Source organism: Arthrobacter nitrophenolicus, from assembly GCF_000332815.1.
Taxonomy (GTDB): domain Bacteria; phylum Actinomycetota; class Actinomycetes; order Actinomycetales; family Micrococcaceae; genus Arthrobacter; species Arthrobacter nitrophenolicus.
The window spans coordinates 1-16,151 of the sequence record NZ_AOFD01000030.1 but is presented as its reverse complement, the minus strand read 5'-3'; the positions used below and the strand labels follow the sequence as shown (position 1 = coordinate 16,151).

The 16,151-nt window shown below is 68.1% G+C and carries 17 protein-coding genes, 2 pseudogenes and 1 riboswitch; of the genes and pseudogenes, 1 reads left to right on the top strand and 18 read right to left on the bottom strand.

Annotation, left to right across the window (positions count from 1 at the left end):
* Nucleotides 1–156: 156 nt before the first annotated feature.
* The 8 genes from lgt to hisI form a co-directional block, all read right to left on the bottom strand.
* Nucleotides 157–1,311 (bottom strand): prolipoprotein diacylglyceryl transferase, encoded by a 1,155-nt coding sequence (gene lgt, locus G205_RS11945; protein WP_009358186.1) that lies wholly within the window; start codon nucleotides 1,309–1,311, stop codon nucleotides 157–159.
* 3 nt (nucleotides 1,312–1,314) lie between these two features.
* Nucleotides 1,315–2,109, bottom strand: a complete 795-nt coding sequence (trpA, locus tag G205_RS11940) for a tryptophan synthase subunit alpha (protein ID WP_035752880.1) — start codon at nucleotides 2,107–2,109, stop codon at nucleotides 1,315–1,317.
* A gap of 47 nt (nucleotides 2,110–2,156) precedes the next feature.
* Entirely contained in the window at nucleotides 2,157–3,476 is a 1,320-nt protein-coding gene (gene trpB, locus G205_RS11935; protein ID WP_009358184.1) for a tryptophan synthase subunit beta, read from the bottom strand.
* 122 nt (nucleotides 3,477–3,598) lie between these two features.
* On the bottom strand, nucleotides 3,599–4,420 hold the full coding sequence (trpC, locus tag G205_RS11930) for an indole-3-glycerol phosphate synthase TrpC (RefSeq protein ID WP_009358183.1): 822 nt from the start codon (nucleotides 4,418–4,420) through the stop codon (nucleotides 3,599–3,601).
* Complete coding sequence (locus G205_RS11925; protein ID WP_009358182.1) at nucleotides 4,420–4,707, bottom strand: HGxxPAAW family protein; 288 nt, start codon at nucleotides 4,705–4,707, stop codon at nucleotides 4,420–4,422. Before G205_RS11925 ends, trpC begins: the two co-directional genes overlap by 1 nt.
* Nucleotides 4,708–4,813: 106 nt before the next feature.
* Complete coding sequence (locus tag G205_RS11920) at nucleotides 4,814–5,452, bottom strand: Trp biosynthesis-associated membrane protein (protein ID WP_009358181.1); 639 nt, start codon at nucleotides 5,450–5,452, stop codon at nucleotides 4,814–4,816.
* Nucleotides 5,452–7,014 carry an anthranilate synthase component I gene (locus G205_RS11915; RefSeq protein ID WP_009358180.1) on the bottom strand — a complete coding sequence of 521 codons (1,563 nt, stop codon included), beginning with the start codon at nucleotides 7,012–7,014 and terminating at the stop codon, nucleotides 5,452–5,454. Before G205_RS11915 ends, G205_RS11920 begins: the two co-directional genes overlap by 1 nt.
* A 116-nt stretch (nucleotides 7,015–7,130) precedes the next feature.
* Nucleotides 7,131–7,571, bottom strand: coding sequence for a phosphoribosyl-AMP cyclohydrolase (gene hisI / locus G205_RS11910; protein WP_009358179.1), 441 nt, complete (start codon nucleotides 7,569–7,571; stop codon nucleotides 7,131–7,133).
* Nucleotides 7,572–7,681: 110 nt separating this feature from the next.
* Between hisI and G205_RS11905 the strand changes: the two are divergent.
* Nucleotides 7,682–8,325: pseudogene (locus G205_RS11905) on the top strand (TIGR03085 family metal-binding protein).
* A gap of 57 nt (nucleotides 8,326–8,382) precedes the next feature.
* On the opposite strand, the gene hisF reads toward G205_RS11905, so the two are convergent.
* From hisF to G205_RS11855, 10 genes and pseudogenes are all read right to left on the bottom strand, one after another.
* Nucleotides 8,383–9,159 (bottom strand): imidazole glycerol phosphate synthase subunit HisF, encoded by a 777-nt coding sequence (gene hisF, locus G205_RS11900; protein WP_009358177.1) that lies wholly within the window; start codon nucleotides 9,157–9,159, stop codon nucleotides 8,383–8,385.
* 49 nt (nucleotides 9,160–9,208) lie between these two features.
* A pseudogene (hisG, locus tag G205_RS11895) lies at nucleotides 9,209–10,068 on the bottom strand (ATP phosphoribosyltransferase).
* A 91-nt stretch (nucleotides 10,069–10,159) separates the two neighbouring features.
* The gene (locus G205_RS11890; RefSeq protein ID WP_009358176.1) at nucleotides 10,160–10,423 is read right to left on the bottom strand and encodes a phosphoribosyl-ATP diphosphatase; all 264 of its coding nucleotides are present in this window, start codon (nucleotides 10,421–10,423) and stop codon (nucleotides 10,160–10,162) included.
* Nucleotides 10,424–10,526: 103 nt separating this feature from the next.
* On the bottom strand, nucleotides 10,527–11,015 hold the full coding sequence (gene ribH / locus G205_RS11885) for a 6,7-dimethyl-8-ribityllumazine synthase (protein ID WP_009358175.1): 489 nt from the start codon (nucleotides 11,013–11,015) through the stop codon (nucleotides 10,527–10,529).
* Nucleotides 11,016–11,032: 17 nt separating this feature from the next.
* A complete protein-coding gene (gene ribA, locus G205_RS11880) occupies nucleotides 11,033–11,776 on the bottom strand; it encodes a GTP cyclohydrolase II (RefSeq protein ID WP_009358174.1) in 744 nt (247 codons plus the stop codon).
* Nucleotides 11,773–12,531 carry a 3,4-dihydroxy-2-butanone-4-phosphate synthase gene (gene ribB, locus G205_RS11875; RefSeq protein WP_009358173.1) on the bottom strand — a complete coding sequence of 253 codons (759 nt, stop codon included), beginning with the start codon at nucleotides 12,529–12,531 and terminating at the stop codon, nucleotides 11,773–11,775. Before ribB ends, ribA begins: the two co-directional genes overlap by 4 nt.
* Complete coding sequence (locus tag G205_RS11870; RefSeq protein WP_009358172.1) at nucleotides 12,528–13,166, bottom strand: riboflavin synthase; 639 nt, start codon at nucleotides 13,164–13,166, stop codon at nucleotides 12,528–12,530. The genes ribB and G205_RS11870 overlap by 4 nt, the downstream gene beginning before the upstream one ends.
* Nucleotides 13,166–14,305: a bifunctional diaminohydroxyphosphoribosylaminopyrimidine deaminase/5-amino-6-(5-phosphoribosylamino)uracil reductase RibD gene (gene ribD, locus G205_RS11865; protein WP_035752877.1), complete on the bottom strand. Its 1,140-nt coding sequence runs from the start codon at nucleotides 14,303–14,305 to the stop codon at nucleotides 13,166–13,168. The genes G205_RS11870 and ribD overlap by 1 nt, the downstream gene beginning before the upstream one ends.
* Before the next feature lie 239 nt (nucleotides 14,306–14,544).
* Nucleotides 14,545–14,695: riboswitch (FMN riboswitch) on the bottom strand.
* A 39-nt stretch (nucleotides 14,696–14,734) separates the two neighbouring features.
* Nucleotides 14,735–15,412 carry a ribulose-phosphate 3-epimerase gene (gene rpe, locus G205_RS11860; RefSeq protein WP_035752874.1) on the bottom strand — a complete coding sequence of 226 codons (678 nt, stop codon included), beginning with the start codon at nucleotides 15,410–15,412 and terminating at the stop codon, nucleotides 14,735–14,737.
* A 102-nt stretch (nucleotides 15,413–15,514) separates the two neighbouring features.
* Nucleotides 15,515–16,151, bottom strand: a 637-nt coding sequence (locus tag G205_RS11855) for an RsmB/NOP family class I SAM-dependent RNA methyltransferase (RefSeq protein ID WP_009358169.1), incomplete at its 5' end; no start/stop codon positions are given.

The window sequence follows — 16,151 nt, the reverse complement described above, 5'->3', positions numbered from 1 at the left end:
GGTCAGCCCGGCCTGCTGAACTAACGGTTACAGAGGCCCCTGCCCAGGGCTCCATCCGGCAGCAGCTCTATGCTGCCCGGCTGGAACCCCATGCCACGACATTGTGGTTTCGGGAGCTCCGAGCGGTGGCTCTGCTGCCCTGCGTGAGGCCGGCGCTTACTTGCTGGTGCCGGCCTCCGATGCGGATCCTGTGGCTGTGCTGCCGGAGTGTCCGGCAGCCGTGGCATCCGTCCCCGGCTTGGAGCCGGAGGGTGCCGCCGTGGCCTTTTCCGTGGGGGCGGAATCAGGCCTGGAACCGTTTTGGTTATCAGGGAGATTATCACGCGATTCACTATCTGAGACAACCGGGTCCGTATCACGGACCCCGTCTTCGGTGCCCCCAGCGTCCCCGGTCACGGCCGGTTTTGCCGGTTCCCGCCCCGGAAGATAGACGGTGTCGGGCTCCGGGCGGCCCTTCCTGCCCAGCAGGATGAAGACGGCCAGCGCAGTCACAAAGACGAAAATACTCGTCCAGACATTCAGGCGCGTGGTGAGCCCGAAGAGCGAGATCTGCTCCGCGTCGTCGATCCGCATGGCCTCGATCCACACCCGTCCCAGGGTGTAGTACATGGCGTACAGCCAGAACAGCCGGCCGCGGCGGAAGTTGAACCGGCGGTCCAGGACTAGCAGGAGCGCGACGCCGGCAAGGTTCCAGAGCGATTCGTACAGGAACGTCGGGTGGAACAGTGTGCCGGCGGGAACGCCCGCGGGGAAGTTCGCGTTGTCGGCGTCGATCTCCAGGCCCCACGGCAGCGTGGTGGGCCCGCCGAAGAGTTCCTGGTTGAACCAGTTGCCCCAGCGGCCGATGGCCTGGGCCAGCAGGAGGCCGGGCGCGGCAGCGTCCATGAAGGCGGGAAGCCTGACGCCTGCCCGGCGGCAGCCGATCCAGGCGCCGACGACGCCGAGCACCACGGCACCCCAGATTCCCAGGCCGCCGCGCTGGATCTGCGGGATCAGCGAGAGGTCGCCGGTGCCATCGAAGCCCGGGCCGAAGTAGGCGTCGGGCGATGAGAACACATGGTAGAGGCGGCCGCCGATGATGCCGAACGGGATGGCCCACACCACGATGTCCCAGACGCTTCCTTCAGGCGCGCCGCGCTTGGCCCAGCGGACCGAGGTCAGCCAGAGGCCTGCAACGATGCCGGCCAGGATGCAGAGGGCGTAGGCGTGGATGCGCAGCGTCCCCCACGGCAGCGGGATGTCGAATCCGGACCAGTCCGGGCTGGGAATGCTGGCGGGCACCAGGACGGCTGCCTGGAGGAGGCTCTGCATTGGTTAGGCTTCTTCCCTGGCAAGTCCGGAGCTGAGCTCCCTGGTCAGCGATCCGACGGCGTCCACGCCGCCATTGCCCAGTGCTGACACCAGTGCGGTGCCCACAATGACGCCCTCGGCGTAGGCGGCAATTTCGCGGACCTGCTCGGCGTTGGAGACGCCCAGGCCGACGCAGACGCGTTCCGCGCCGGCGTCGTGCGCCGCGGCCACGACGTTCCGCGCGGCGGTGCTCACCGAGGAACGGGCGCCGGTGACGCCCATGATGGACACGGCGTACACGAAGCCGCGGCTGGCGTCGACGGTCCGCTGCATGCGCTCGGCAGTGGACGACGGTGCTACGAGGAACACGCGGTCCAGCCCGTATTTGTCAGAGGCGGCCATCCATTCGTCGGCCTCGTCCGGGATGAGGTCCGGCGTGATGAGCCCGGCTCCCCCGGCTTCGGCCAGGCGGCGGGAGAACTCGTCCACGCCCATCCGGACCACGGGGTTCCAGTAAGTCATCACCAGGACGGCGGCGTCAGTCTTGGCGGTGATGCCGGCGACCACGTCGAAGACCTGCCGGACGGAGAAGCCGTTGGCCAGTGCCTGCGTGGTGGCGGCCTGGATGACCTGGCCGTCCATCACGGGATCGGAGTACGGGATGCCGATTTCGATCAGGTCGGCACCGTTCTCCGCCAGGGCGATGCCTGCGGCGATGCTTTCCTCCACGGTGGGGTACCCGGCGGGCAGGTAGCCGACGAGCGCGGCACGCCCCTCGGCGCGGGCTTTGTCGATGGCCGCTGCCGACTTGCTGGTCATCTGTGTCTTGCCGGCCGTCTGTGCGCTGCCGTCAATTCCTGCACTGCTCACAGCTGCTCTCCCTCTTTGCCGATTTCCGATTCCGCGGAGTCCTTGTCCAACAGGTTGAACCACTCGGCGGCGGTGGCCACGTCCTTGTCGCCTCGGCCGGACAGGTTCACGATCACGATCTTGTCCCGGGCGGCAGCGGCGTCTTCCGCGGCGAGCCGCTGGCCCACCTTGATGGCCCCGGCCAGGGCGTGCGAGGACTCGATGGCGGGAATGATGCCCTCGGTGCGGCAGAGGAGTCGGAAGGCCTCCATGGCCTCGCTGTCCGTGATGGGCTCGTAGTTCACCCGCCCGATGTCGGCGAGGTAGGAGTGCTCCGGGCCCACACCCGGGTAGTCAAGGCCCGCGGAGATGGAGTGCGACTCGATGGTCTGGCCGTCGTCGTCCTGCATGAGGTAGGAGCGGGCGCCGTGGAGGACGCCCGGCTTGCCCAGGGTGATGGTGGCAGCATGGCGTCCGGTGTCCACGCCGTCGCCGCCTGCTTCGAAGCCGTAGATCTTGACGGACGGATCATCGAGGAAGCCATGGAAGATGCCGATGGCGTTGGATCCGCCGCCGATGCAGGCGCACACGGCGTCCGGAAGGCGGCCTGCCTGCTCCAGGATCTGGGCGCGCGCTTCCTCGCCAATGACCTCGTGGAAGTAGCGGACCATGGCGGGGAACGGGTGCGCCCCGGCGGCGGTGCCCAGCAGGTAGTGGGTGTTGTGCACGTTGGCCACCCAGTCGCGCAGGGCGTCGTTGATGGCGTCCTTAAGGGTCTGCGAACCGCTGGTGACGGGGATGACGGTGGCGCCCAGCAGTTCCATCCGGGCAACGTTCAGGGCCTGCCGGCGGCAGTCCTCGGCACCCATGTAGACCACGCACTCCAGCCCCATCAGGGCTGCGGCCGTGGCGCTGGCCACGCCGTGCTGGCCGGCGCCGGTTTCGGCGATGACGCGGGTCTTGCCCATGCGCTTGGCGAGCAGGGCCTGGCCCAGCACGTTGTTGATCTTGTGCGATCCGGTGTGGTTGAGGTCCTCGCGCTTGAGGAACACCCGCACTCCCCCGGCATGTTCGGAGAACCGCTTGGCTTCGGTCAGCAGCGACGGGCGGCCCGAGTAGTTCTTGTTCAGGTCCGCGATCTGGGCCCGGAAGTCGGGATCGTCCTTTGCCTTCTCGAAGGTCTCCTCGAGTTCGTCCAGGGCTGCGATGAGGGACTCGGGCATCCAGCGTCCGCCGTAGCTGCCGAAGTACGGCCCCGGAGCGTGCCGGAGGGAGCCGCCCGCCAGGAATGCGTCCGCGGCCTTGTTGTCAGCGTTTCCTGAGGGTGCGTCGGCCATCAGTCCCGTCCTGTTCGAAGTTGATCGGTCAAAAGTATGGTCCGGCCGGGGCCGGAAGAAATACCGGACATTGCTGCCCCCTAGATGCGGCCCTGCGGCAGCCTTGCGGGCAGCGCGGCCGGTCAGCCGCGGGCGGCGATGGCGGCCGCGCCGGCGGCCGTGAACTCCGCGATCCGCTCGCGCGGGGTGGAGTGGCTAACCAGCGCCTCCCCGACCAGCACCGCGTTGGCGCCGCTGGCGGCGTAGTGAGTGACGTCGTCGGTGTCCCTGACACCCGATTCCGCCACGACCAGCGCACCGGCCGGAATGCGTCCGGCGAGGGATGCGAACAGGGAACGGTCGACGTCGAGCGTCTTCAGGTTCCGCACGTTGACGCCGATGATGCGGGCCTTGGCCGCGGCGGCGCGTTCGATTTCCTCTTCGGTATGCGTTTCCACCAGCACGTTCATGCCGAGCTCGGCACTGAGGGCGCTGAATTCGTTGAGCTGGGCGTCGGAAAGGGCCGCAACGATGAGCAGGATGAGGTCCGCGCCGTGGGCGCGGGCTTCCCAGATCTGGTACTCGTCCAGCGTGAAGTCCTTGCGGAGCAGGGGGACGTCGACGGCGGCACGGACGGCATCGAGGTCCGCCAGGGACCCGTTGAAACGGCGCTGCTCGGTGAGGACGCTGATGACGGAAGCCCCGCCGTCGGCATACTGCCGGGCGAGCGACGCGGGATCGCCGATGCTGGCGAGGTCGCCCTTGGAGGGGCTGCGCCGCTTGATTTCCGCAATGACCTTGAGCTCGCTGCGGGCCGGCGACGGACCGCCAAGCGCGGCCCAGGCGTCGCGGGCAGGCGCAGCGGCCTGGGCCCGGTCCTTCAGTTCAGCCAGCGAAACGAGCCGCTTCCTGGCCTCCATATCCTCCCGGACACCGGCGTTGATGTCGTCGAGAACTGTTGCCATCAGTGGCCGGAGTTCTTGAGCTTGCTGCCTTCGACTCCGTAGCCTGCCTTGCGCATGACGTAACCGAGGATGAGGCCGAGCACCATCACGCCGGCGCCGACGATGAAGATGGGGGTGCTGGCGATGACGAACGCGATCGATGCGATGAGCGCGCCCACCAGCATGGTGATGACACAGGTCCAGGCGGCGGGGCTATTGCCGTGGCCGAGTTCCTGGCTGTGGTCGATGGCGCCGGGGGCTACCGTGCGGGTGCCGGACTTGGAAACGGACGCAGGTGCTTTGCTCATGGAAAATCTCCTCAGGATGAATACTGCTTACATTCTGCCATTTTTTGGGCCGTGACCTGTTATCGGCGGCCGCCCTGCCGTCACCGGCTGCGGGGCTCCGCCAGGGTCAGGTGGGATCGTCCCCCCGGGAGAGCCGGTCCCAGCTGTCGATCTCGTCCACCGGCCCCGCCGCGGGAGCACTGCCCGCCGCCGCCGGCGCGTCGTATTTGGTTCGCGTCTTCCAGTGCCGGCCCGCGGGAATGATGAGCAGGGCCGCCAGTGCCAGCAGGCAGCCGGCGGCGACGGCGAGGGTGGGGAAGGCGGTGACGTCCACCTGTGCCTGGCTGCCGCTCACGCCTGTCGCGGCCGCAATGGAACCCTGTGCTGCGGCGAGGGGATCGGCGAGCACGGTGGCAGCGGCGGCTATGATGCCTGCCGAGGCGAGGACGATGATGGCGGTGATGACCCACCGGGCGATCCTGCCTGCGATTGCCGCGGCCAGTCCCCCGGCCAGCGCCACCAGGGCCAGCGCGGTCACCGTGGTGGCGGCATCGCTGCCCTGCACCTTCAGCGGTTCCTGTCCGGCACCTGCCTGGCCCACCTGGTTGGGATCCAGGGTGACGGTCATCCAAGTCTGCGTGGTGGTGCCAAAAACCGCCAGCGCCAGGACCGCGATGAGCAGCACCAGCGTTGACTTCCGCGCCCAGGCGGGCGCAGCCCTCTTTCCGCTGCCGGCCTGCCCGGACGCCGTTTCCTGCTGGGGCATCAGGCGTCGGTCCCGCCGGGCAGTGACTCCGCGGAAATGTTCTGCAGCGAGCCGGCCGTGTGGACTGCGCGGAGGGGCGCCGCGGCCTTGTTGACAGTTTCGAGCGCCTCCGTGGGATTCACCGAGTCCGCAACGATGCCGCCGCCGGCCTGGACGTAGGCACGGCCGTCCCGGAGCAGCGCCGAGCGGATGGCGATGGCCATGTCCATGTCGCCGGCGAAATCGAGGTAGCCCACCACGCCGCCGTAGATGCCGCGGCGGTGCGGTTCCAGTTCGTCAAGCAGGCGCAGCGCCCTGGGTTTCGGGGCGCCCGACAGCGTGCCGGCAGGGAAGGTCGCCTTGAGGACGTCGTAGGCCTTGGCCTGGGGCGACAGTTGGCCCACCACCGTGGACACCAGGTGCATTATGTGGCTGAAGCGCTCCACCTCCATGAACTGGGTGACGTCCACCGTGCCGGCCACGCAGACCTTGGACAGGTCGTTCCGGGACAGGTCAACCAGCATCAGGTGCTCGGCGCGTTCCTTCTGGTCGGCCAGCAGTTCCTCGGCAAGCGCCTTGTCCGCCTCCACGGTCTTCCCGCGCGGCCGTGATCCGGCGATGGGGTGCGTGATGACTTCCCCGCCTGTGACGGTGACCAAGGCCTCGGGCGACGAGCCCACAATGGAGTACTCCCGGCCGTCGGCGTCCTCGAGGCTGAAGATGTACATGTAGGGGCTGGGGTTGGTGTTGCGCAGCACCCGGTACACGTCCAGCGCTGAGGCCTTGCACTCCATCTCGAACCGGCGCGAGATGACCACCTGGAAGACTTCGCCGTCGACGATGGCTTCCTTGCCCCGGTCCAGGGCGGCCAGGTATTCGTTTTCGTCCCAGCGTTCCTGGACGCTGGAGGCAAAGTCCAGTGCAGCAGGAGCCAGCACCGACACGGGCTGGGCCACGGGGCTGCTGACCTTGGCCAGGAGGGCCTTGACCCGGGCCACGGCGTCATGCCAGGCCTCGTCAACGCGTTCGGAGCTGTTGTCGAAATTGATGGCGTTCGCGATCAGCAGCACAGTGCCGTCCACATTGTCGTGGACCGCCATGTCGGTGACCAGGTTCAAGGCCATTTCGGGCAGGTGCAGGTCATCTTCGGGAGGGCTGACCAGCCGCTCCCAATGCCGGACGGTTTCCCAGCCCAGGAACCCCACCAGGCCGGAAGTGAACGGCGGCAGCCCCTCGAACCGGTCCGTGCGCAGGGCCTCGATGGTGTCGCGGACGGCGTCCACCGGGCTGCCGTCCACCGGCACTCCGGCGGGCGGCTCGCCCAGCCAGTGCGCGTTGCCGTCCTTGGTGGTCAGCGTGGCCCGCGACCGCGCGCCAATGAACGAATAGCGGGACCAGGCTCCGCCCACCGCCGCGGATTCCATGAGGAACGTCCCGGGCTGGCCCTGGGCCAGCTTGCGGTACAGGCCGATAGGGGTCTCGGCGTCGGCAAGCACCTTGAGCCGGACGGGGATGACGCGGCTGTGGCCGGCGAGTTCCCGGAACTCCTCCAGGCTCGGGCTGATGGTTCCAAGGTCCTGCATGGCTATGGTTTCCGCCTGTTCTCGTGAGGGCCGGCAACGCCGGACGCCTTAATTCTTCCTGCAGCGGGCCGCGGCTGCCGCTATTGTGCGGACGCCGGCAGGGCCGCCGGTACGGTTCAGACCGCCTGGGCCGTGGTGACGTTCAGTTCCCTGCCGTCGAAGCAGGTGCGGGTGCCGGTGTGGCAGGCGGCACCCACCTGGTCCACGCGCACCAGCAGTGCGTCGCCGTCGCAATCCATGGCGACGGACTTCACCCACTGGACGTGCCCGGACGTGTCCCCCTTGCGCCAGTACTCCTGGCGGGAGCGCGAGTAGAAGGTGACGCGGCCCGTGGTCATGGTGCGGTGGAGGGCCTCGTCGTCCATCCAGCCAAGCATCAGGACCTCGTTCGTGTCGTACTGCTGCACCACGGCGGCCACCAGGCCTGCGCTGTCCCGCTTCAGGGCGGCTGCCAGCTCCGCGGGGAGCGGGCCTGCGTCAGCGGCGGCGGGGCTTCCGGGCACGGCGGAACCGGAGGCTTGGACAGTGGTTTGTGCGGGGGCGGGCTGCTCAGACATCAGGTCAAGTCTAGTGCCTTCGGCGGAGCGTTCCGGATGTGAACAACGGCACGCCAGCGGCGCCCGGGAAGCTGCCCAACTTCGCGCCTGTCGTGCTAGTTTTCCAAGTGATGCATTTCGTCGAACCGTCCCGAGAAGTCCTGGCCGAGACCCTGCTTGCGGCCGGTCCTGATGCGCCCACGCTGTGCAAGGGCTGGCGTACCAGGGATCTCGCCGCGCACCTTTACCTGCGGGAGCGCAAAGCCGCCGTGGGGCTGGGCCTGATCATCAAGCGGCTGGCCAAAGCCTCGGACCAGGCCACGGCAGCCCTCGCGGCCAAGTTGACCACTGCCGAGGACTACGCCCGGCTGGTCAACACGTTCCGGTCGGGCCCGCCTGCATTCTCGCCGATGAAAATCAAGGCCTTGGACGAAAGCTCCAACCTCATCGAATACTTCGTGCACACTGAGGATGTCCGCCGGGCCGTTGACCGTTGGGCGCCCCGGGCCTTGGACGAGGCCTACTCGGACGCCTCTGGGATGAACTGGTTAAGCGTGCCGCCATCCTCTACCGCGGCGTGGACCTCGGTATCGTCCTGGTGCGCCCGTCGGGGCCCCGCCACGTCGCCAAGCGCGCGCCGGTATCCGTGGCCATCGTCGGCGAGCCGGGAGAACTGCTCATGCACGCCCACGGCCGCACGCGCCACGCCCTGGTCACCTTCGAGGGCCAGCCGGACGCCGTCGCGCTCCTCCAGTCCGCCGAAGTGGGGCTGTAACCGAATTCGGTGATTGAGCCTGTCGAAATCCGGTTTCGACAAGCTCAACCAACGGTTTTAGCGGACTTCGAAGCCTGCGGCCCTGATGGCGTCCTTGACCTGGTGCATCATGTCGTTCGGGCCCCAGTGGAAGATCGAGGCCGCCAGTACGGCATCGGCACCCGCGGCCACTGCCGGCGGGAAATGTGCAGGCTCGCCGGCCCCGCCGGAGGCGATCAGCGGCACCTTCACGGCGGCGCGCACGGCCCGGATCATCTCCAGGTCGAAGCCGTCCTTGGTGCCGTCGGCGTCGATGGAGTTCAGCAGGATCTCCCCCACGCCCCGGTCCGCCGCTTCCCTCGCCCATTCGATGGCGTCGATCCCGGTGCCGGTGCGGCCGCCGTGGGTGGTCACTTCGAAGCCCGACGGCGTGGGCTGCGACCCCGGGCGGGTGCGCCGGGCGTCGACGGACAGGACCAGGACCTGCGAGCCGAAGTGCCGGGTGATTTCATCGATCACGTCCGGACGCGCCACCGCGGCGGTATTGATGGCAGCCTTGTCCGCGCCGTAGCGCAGCAGCTTGTCCACTTCGGCCACGCCGCGGACGCCGCCGCCCACGCATAGCGGAATGAACACTTCCTCTGCGGTGCGGCGCACCACGTCGAAGGTGGTTTCGCGGTTGCCGGATGAGGCGGTGACGTCAAGGAACGTCAGTTCGTCGGCACCGGCGTTGTCGTAGCGGTGCGCCAGCTCCACGGGGTCGCCGGCGTCGCGGAGGCCCTCGAAGTTGACACCTTTGACGACGCGCCCGGCGTCCACGTCAAGGCAGGGAATGACGCGTACTGCTACTGCCATGGGAAACTCCTGGAAATCTTGGTGGTCCTGCTGCGCTGGGTGGAAGGGCTCAGATGCGGCAGGCGTGGATGCTGCTGACCAGGATGGCACGGGCGCCGAGGTCGTACAGCTCATCCATGATCCGGTTGGTTTCCTTCTTGGGCACCATGGACCGGACGGCCACCCAGTCCGAATCCCGCAGCGGCGACACCGTGGGCGACTCCAGGCCGGGGGTCAGCGCGGCGGCCTTCTCCACGAGTTCCTTGCGGATGTCGTAATCCATGAGGACGTACTGCCGCGCCACCAGGACGCCCTGGAGGCGGCGGATGAGGACGTCGATTTCCCGGGCGGTGCCGTTGGCGGCGCCGCCTTCACCGGTGCGGCGGATCAGGACAGCCTCGGACTTGAGGATGGGTTCGCCGAAGATTTCCATCCCGGCGGCCTTGAGGGTGTTGCCGGTCTCCACGACGTCGGCGATGGCGTCGGCCACGCCCAGCCGGACGGAGGATTCCACGGCGCCGTCCAGGCGGACCACCTTGGCGTTGATGCCGCGCTCAGCCAGGTAGCCGCGGAGGAGTCCGTCGTAGCTGGTGGCGAGGCGCTTGCCCTCGAGTTCCTCGGCGGCGGAGAAGTCGCCTACCGGACCGGCGAAGCGGAAGGTGGACGCGGCAAATCCGAGGGGAAGCAGTTCTTCGGCCTCCACCTCGCGTCCAGCAGCAGGTCCCGTCCGGTGATGCCGACGTCGAGCGTTCCCTGACCCACGTACACCGCAATGTCGCGGGGACGGAGGAAGAAGAACTCGATGTCGTTGTCCGGGTCCACCATGACCAGCTCACGGGTATCGCGGCGCTGGCGGTATCCGGCTTCGGACAGCATGGCGGAGGCGGCTTCGGACAGGGATCCCTTGTTCGGGACGGCTACTCGCAGCATGGGGGATGTTCTTTCTGGATTGGAAGGTCTGGGTGTTCAGGCAGTGCAGGCCACAGGGAGCACGGCGGCGGGAAGCGCGCCGGGCCGGTGGCTACAGATGCTTGTAGACGTCTTCCAGGGTCAGGCCTTTGGCGAGCATCAGGACCTGCAGGTGGTACAGCAACTGGGAGATTTCCTCGGCCGCGGCTTCGTCGGATTCATATTCGGCAGCCATCCATACTTCGGCTGCTTCCTCAACGACTTTCTTGCCGATGCCGTGAACACCGGACTCCAACTCAGCGACGGTGCGGGAGCCTTCCGGGCGGGTGGCTGCCTTCTCGCTGAGCTCAGCGAACAGCGTCTCGAAATTCTTCACACCCTCCAGCCTACTTGCTGCGGGCCGGAGGGCGCTTCCCGGGCCGTAGCATGACGGGCGCGATGTGAGGGATCACACACGCGCCCGCCATCCTGCGGTCCGTTTAGTTTTTGTACTGCTTGAGGACGACGGCGGTGGCCAGCGCCGCGGTGACCGCCTCGTGGCCCTTGTCTTCCTTGGAGCCCGGCAGGCCGGCGCGGTCCAGGCCCTGCTGTTCGGTGTCGCAGGTAAGGACACCGAAGCCCACCGGCACGCCGGTGTTCACGCTGACGTCGGTGAGTCCCGACGTCGCGGCCTGGCAGACGTAGTCAAAGTGCGGGGTACCGCCGCGGATGACGACGCCGAGCGCCACCACGGCGTCGAAGTGCGGTGCGAGCCGGGCGGCGGCAACGGGAAGCTCGAAGCTGCCGGGAACGCGCAGGACGGTGGGCTCGCTGATGCCGGCGTCCTTGGCGGCGCGGAGGGCCCCGTCGAGGAGTCCGTCCATGATCTGGGTGTGCCAGCTGGCTGCCACGATGGCCAGCCGCAGCTGGGAAGTTTCGGCCGGGCTCAGGGTGCTGAGGTCGATGTCGGGGGCGCCGTGTCCGCTCATAGGTACGTTGTTTCCGTTCAGTCTTGTTCGTGGATGAGGGTGTTCGGGGTGGTGACGGGCACGGGTGCGACGTGCGTGTCCAGGAGGAGGCGGTGCTCCATCCGGTCCTTCTTGGTCTGCAGGTAGCGGATGTTCTGGTCGCGGGAAGGCACCTCGGTGGGAACCATTTCCACCACCTTCACGCCTGCCCTGGCCAGCCGGTTCTGCTTGTCCGGGTTGTTGCTCAGCAGGCGGACCTCGTGCAGGCCCATTTCGGCGAGGACCTGGGCGGCGGCGTTGTAGGACCGTGCGTCAATGGGCAGTCCCAGCTGCTCGTTGGCTTCGACAGTGTCGAACCCCGCCTCCTGCAGTGCGTAGGCCTTGATCTTGTTGGCCAGGCCGATGCCGCGGCCCTCCTGGCCGCGGAGGTACAGCAGGGTTCCGCCTTGTTCATGGATCAGCTCCAGGGCGTAGGCGAGCTGCTCGCCGCAATCGCAGCGGTAGGAGCCGAAGACGTCGCCGGTGAGGCATTCGGAGTGCAGCCTGACCAGCGGGGCCTTGCCGTCGCCGGGCGGGTTGGGGGAACTGACGGCCAGGTGTTCAACACCGGTGGCCAGGTCCGTCCAGGCCTGTGCCACGAAGTCGCCGAAGGCTGTGGGCAGCTGCACGATCGGGCCGCCGCTGACAGGATGGGGCACAACCCCGCTGCCGGTCCGCCCGCTGTGGTGGGCGTCCTGGTGGTGGCCATCCTGGTGGCCGTTGCTGGCCGCAGATGCCGTCATCGTTCCTCCTTCTCCCCGGCCGGTGCAGGCCGTACTCCGTGCTCCGGAGCATCCCCCGCCCCGGTTGCAAGGTACCCCACCAGATCTTCGATGGAAATCAGGGGGCAGCCATGCTCCGCCGCGAACGTCCGAAGGCCGTCCAGGCGCATCATCTCGCCGTCGTCATACACCACTTCGGCGATGACGCCCACGGGCTCCAGGCCTGCGAGGCGGCACAGGTCCACCGCGGCCTCTGTGTGGCCGGGTCGTTCCCGCACACCTCCGTCAACTGCCCGGAGCGGAAAAATATGCCCCGGACGGGTGACCGAGGCCGGCCCGGCCTGCGGGTCGGCCAGGACGCGCGCGGTAAGGGCGCGGTCCGTGGCGGAGATTCCCGTGCTGACGCCAACGGCGGCGTCGCAGGAAACTGTGTAGGCGGTGCCCTTGGCGTCCTCGTTGACTGCCACCATGGGAGGCAGCGCGAGGGCGTCGGCCCGTTCGCCGGACAGCGGGACGCAGATGACCCCGGAGCTGTACCTGATGGTCCAGCCCATCAGCGCCGGTGTGGCGTGCTGGGCCGCGAAGATGATGTCGCCTTCGTTTTCCCTGTCCTCGTTGTCCACCACGAGGACAGGTTTCCCGGCCGCGATGGCACGGACGGCCGTTTCGATGGAATCCAGGACATGCCCGTGTCCTGCGACGCCTCCGAGGACGGTTTCCGGTGCCACGGCTTCAGGCGCCCCTGTTTCCGGCTTCAGCCGGACGGCGGCGTTCACAGTGCACCGCCGGCGGGTGCGGAGGAATCGCGGAAGGCCAGGAGGCGCTCGGTGTATTTGGCAAGCACATCCACCTCCAGGTTGACGCGGCTGCCGGCCTGCTTGGCGCCCAGGCCTGTCTCAGCCAGGGTGGTGGGGATGAGCCCGACTTCAAACCACGGCTCCGCTTCCGCTGCGTCGCTCACGGCCGTCACGGTGAGGGACACGCCGTCAATGGCAATGGAGCCCTTTTCCGCGATGTAGCGGGCAAGGTTTGCCGGCACGCCGAACCGCAGCCGCTCCCAGTTGCCCAGCGGCTCGCGCTCCAGGAGCACACCTACGCCGTCCACGTGTCCCTGGACAACGTGGCCGTCCAGCCGTCCGCCGGCCGGAACGCAGCGTTCCAGGTTGACGGAGTCGCCGGGGGCCAGCTCACCGGTGGTGCTGCGGACCAGGGTTTCCCCCATGACGTCCACGCTGAACTCCTTGCCGTTGATTTCGGTGGCCGTGAGGCAGACGCCGTTGACTGCGATCGAGCCGCCCAGGGCAAGGCCCTCGGTGGTGCCGGGTGCGTGGAGCCGGATGGTGGCGCTGGTATCGCCGTCCCGGTCAACGGACACCACGTGCCCTTGTTCGGCAATAATTCCTGTAAACATCAGTGGCCTCCCTGGGCTTGCTCCGCGCTGTGGCGGGACGGTTGTGGATCAAGGGCAACAGAACGTTGCGGTCGTAAGTGGAGTCGAAGGTCACGGCCCAGCGTGCGCACGGCGCCGCCGTCGGACGGGTCCCATTCCCACTGCTGGGCATCGGGAAGGCTGGTGATGCCCAATCCGTTGAGGGCGGGAGTTCCCGAGCCCAGCAGCGTGGGGGCCAGGTAGACGACGAGTTCGTCGACGAGACCTGCCGTGAGGAAGGCACTGAGGATGCGGGAACCCCCCTCCACCATGACGTGCCGGGAGCCGGAGGCGTACAGCAGGGACAGCGCATCGTGGGCATCCCGGGTGGGCAGATGGACGGCGAGGCCGTCTTCCCCGCGGATGGCGGCGTCGGCCGGAATCTCCCGGAGCCCCATGACGGCGCGGACGGGCTGCTTCGCGGCCGGCACCCCCTGCGGGTCCCGGGCGGTCAGCCGGGGGTTGTCCACGAGCACCGTCTGGGTGCCCACCAGGATGGCATCGATGCGGCCACGGATGGCGTGGTTGTCAGCCAGTGATTCCGGGCTGGAGATCCACTGGCTGGTGCCGTCCTCGGCGGCGATGCGGCCGTCGAGGGTCTGCGCGATATGGAGAGTCACGAAAGGGCGTTTTGCGGCCACTGCCTCAAACCATCGCCGGTTCAGGTCCAGTGCTTCCTCGGCCCCCAGGCCGCTGCGGACGCGCACGCCGGCATTGCGCAGGGTGGCTGCCCCGCCGGCGGCGGGATCGTGGGGATCATCGACGGCATACACCACGTCCGTGATGCCGGCGGCAATGATCGCCTCGGTGCAGGGTCCGGTGCGGCCCACGTGGTCGCAGGGCTCCAGTGTGACCACCATGCTGCAGCCGGCCAGGTCCAGCCCGGCGGCCTTCGCCTGCGCGATTGCGTCGGCTTCGGCATGGGCCGTTCCGGCGCCGCGGTGGTATCCGGTGACCAGCGGGAGCCCGTCAGGACCAATTACGACGGCGCCCACCAGCGGGTTTGCCCCCCGCGGCCCCTGCAGGGCTGCTTCGAGCGCAGCCTCCATGGCGGAGGTTTCGGCGGGAGTGAAGGCTGTGACGGTCCCGCTGGCCGGCCGGAGGTCCGGGTGTCCTGCCATGTGGCCGGCCACTGGCCGGCCGGAGGTAAAGGGCAGCGCAGACGGCGGGTTGCTGACCGTCATGCGGTGACCGCTGGACTCGTGGTGGCAGCTGCGGAGGCAGCGGCAGTTTCGGCATCATCAAAGAGCCATCGCATGGGGTTCATTCCTGCGTCGTTCCTTCCCTTTCGAACCGCGATGGCTCCGGGGGTATACGACAGCAGAACGCTGCGGGACCGCACGGCCCTGCAGATACAGCTGTACGTGCTTCTCTCATCCAGACTTTAACTGTCGGTACCGGAATTTCACCGGTTCAACCGTCCGCCGGGCCTTCTCCTGGGAGAAGCACCGGCTCGCGGGTCGCGGACTGTCACCGCCGGTTCGGACTTACACCGACCCCGGAGCACGTATGTGTTTTGTTATTGTGCCACAACAGAATGGGGTGCCCTGTTATTCCGTCGCCGAGCGTAACGTCCGCGCGCCCTTTTCCCGCAGCCTGTCGATGGCGGCAGCGGGATCGTCGGCACCGTAGACGGCGGAACCGGCCACGAAGACGTTGGCCCCGGCTTCCGCTGCACGCGTGATGGTCTCCTCCGTGATCCCGCCATCCACCTGGATGGCCACGCCCACTCCCGAACCATCGATGGCCGCCCTTGCCCGGCGGATCTTGGGCAGCGTGATGTCCAGGAACGCCTGGCCGCCAAAGCCGGGTTCCACCGTCATGATCAGCAGCATGTCCAGTTCGGGCAGCATGTCCAGGTAGGGCTCCACCGGCGTGGCGGGCCGCAGCGCCATCCCGGCCTTGGAGCCCCTGCTGCGGAGTTCGCGGGCAAGCTTCACCGGGGCGATGGACGCCTCGGCGTGGAACGTGACCGAGGCCAGGCCGGCGTCGGCGAATCCGGGCGCCCAACGGTCGGCATCGGCGATCATGAGGTGCGCGTCCAGCGGCACCGGGCTGACGGCCTGGATGCGCTGCACCACGGGGAGCCCGATGGTCAGGTTGGGCACGAAGTGGTTGTCCATCACGTCCACGTGCACGGCGTCGGCATTGCTAATGCGCTGCAGTTCAGCCTCGAGGTTGACGAAGTCGGCGGAGAGGATGCTCGGGTTGATGCAGCATTGCGTCACGGGGATGCCTTTCACTGGTTCTGGTGGAGGAGTCGGTCAGGGGGCGTGCCCGGCTTGAGGCAGCCACTGCCGCGGTTGCGCCGGGTCAGGCCTTCTTGCGGATCAGGCCTTCTTGTGGATGAGGGCCAGGAACATGGCGTCGGTGCCGTGGATGTGCGGCCAGAGCTGCGCCGTGGATTCGTAGCCGGCGCCCAGATCTCCGGTCAGGCTGACAGCGTCGAGGGCAGCTCCGGCGTCCAGGAGCTCAAGGTCGTCGCGCTTGCGGAGGGCATCCGCCACCACGGCCTTGGTCTCAGCAGGATGGGGCGAGCACGTCACGTATGCCACCACTCCCCCGGGCCGGACGGCGGCCAGTGCCGAGGCAAGGAGTTCGCGCTGCAGGGGTGCAAGGTCCGTCAGGTCCTTCGGTGACCTGCGCCAGCGGGACTCGGGCCGGCGCCGGAGCGCGCCGAGGCCGCTGCAGGGAACGTCCACCAGGACCCGATGGTAGGACTCCGGCTGCTCGGCACCGACCTCGCGGCCGTCGCCGGTGCGGACCTGCCACGTGTCCCCCGGTACTGCGGACAGCGCCTGGCTGACGAGCTTGGCGCGGTGCGGGGCCGGCTCGTTGGCCAGCAGGGTGGCTCCGCGTTCCCGGGCAAGGGCGCCCAGCAGGGAGGCCTTGCCGCCGGGGCCGGCGCAGAGGTCCAGCCATGCTTCGCCGGTACCGGCGCCGCCCGGGCCGAGGTCCACTGCGGCC

Bases quoted from the DNA above. Each gene is read 5' to 3' on its own strand.
- lgt (WP_009358186.1), bottom strand. From the start codon at position 1,311: ATGCAGAGCCTCCTCCAGGCAGCCGTCCTGGTGCCCGCCAGCATTCCC.
- trpA (WP_035752880.1), bottom strand. From the start codon at position 2,109: ATGACCAGCAAGTCGGCAGCGGCCATCGACAAAGCCCGCGCCGAGGGG.
- trpB (WP_009358184.1), bottom strand. From the start codon at position 3,476: ATGGCCGACGCACCCTCAGGAAACGCTGACAACAAGGCCGCGGACGCA.
- trpC (WP_009358183.1), bottom strand. From the start codon at position 4,420: ATGGCAACAGTTCTCGACGACATCAACGCCGGTGTCCGGGAGGATATG.
- G205_RS11925 (WP_009358182.1), bottom strand. From the start codon at position 4,707: ATGAGCAAAGCACCTGCGTCCGTTTCCAAGTCCGGCACCCGCACGGTA.
- G205_RS11920 (WP_009358181.1), bottom strand. From the start codon at position 5,452: ATGCCCCAGCAGGAAACGGCGTCCGGGCAGGCCGGCAGCGGAAAGAGG.
- G205_RS11915 (WP_009358180.1), bottom strand. From the start codon at position 7,014: ATGCAGGACCTTGGAACCATCAGCCCGAGCCTGGAGGAGTTCCGGGAA.
- hisI (WP_009358179.1), bottom strand. From the start codon at position 7,571: ATGTCTGAGCAGCCCGCCCCCGCACAAACCACTGTCCAAGCCTCCGGT.
- hisF (WP_009358177.1), bottom strand. From the start codon at position 9,159: ATGGCAGTAGCAGTACGCGTCATTCCCTGCCTTGACGTGGACGCCGGG.
- ribH (WP_009358175.1), bottom strand. From the start codon at position 11,015: ATGAGCGGACACGGCGCCCCCGACATCGACCTCAGCACCCTGAGCCCG.
- ribA (WP_009358174.1), bottom strand. From the start codon at position 11,776: ATGACGGCATCTGCGGCCAGCAACGGCCACCAGGATGGCCACCACCAG.
- G205_RS11870 (WP_009358172.1), bottom strand. From the start codon at position 13,166: ATGTTTACAGGAATTATTGCCGAACAAGGGCACGTGGTGTCCGTTGAC.
- ribD (WP_035752877.1), bottom strand. From the start codon at position 14,305: ATGGCAGGACACCCGGACCTCCGGCCGGCCAGCGGGACCGTCACAGCC.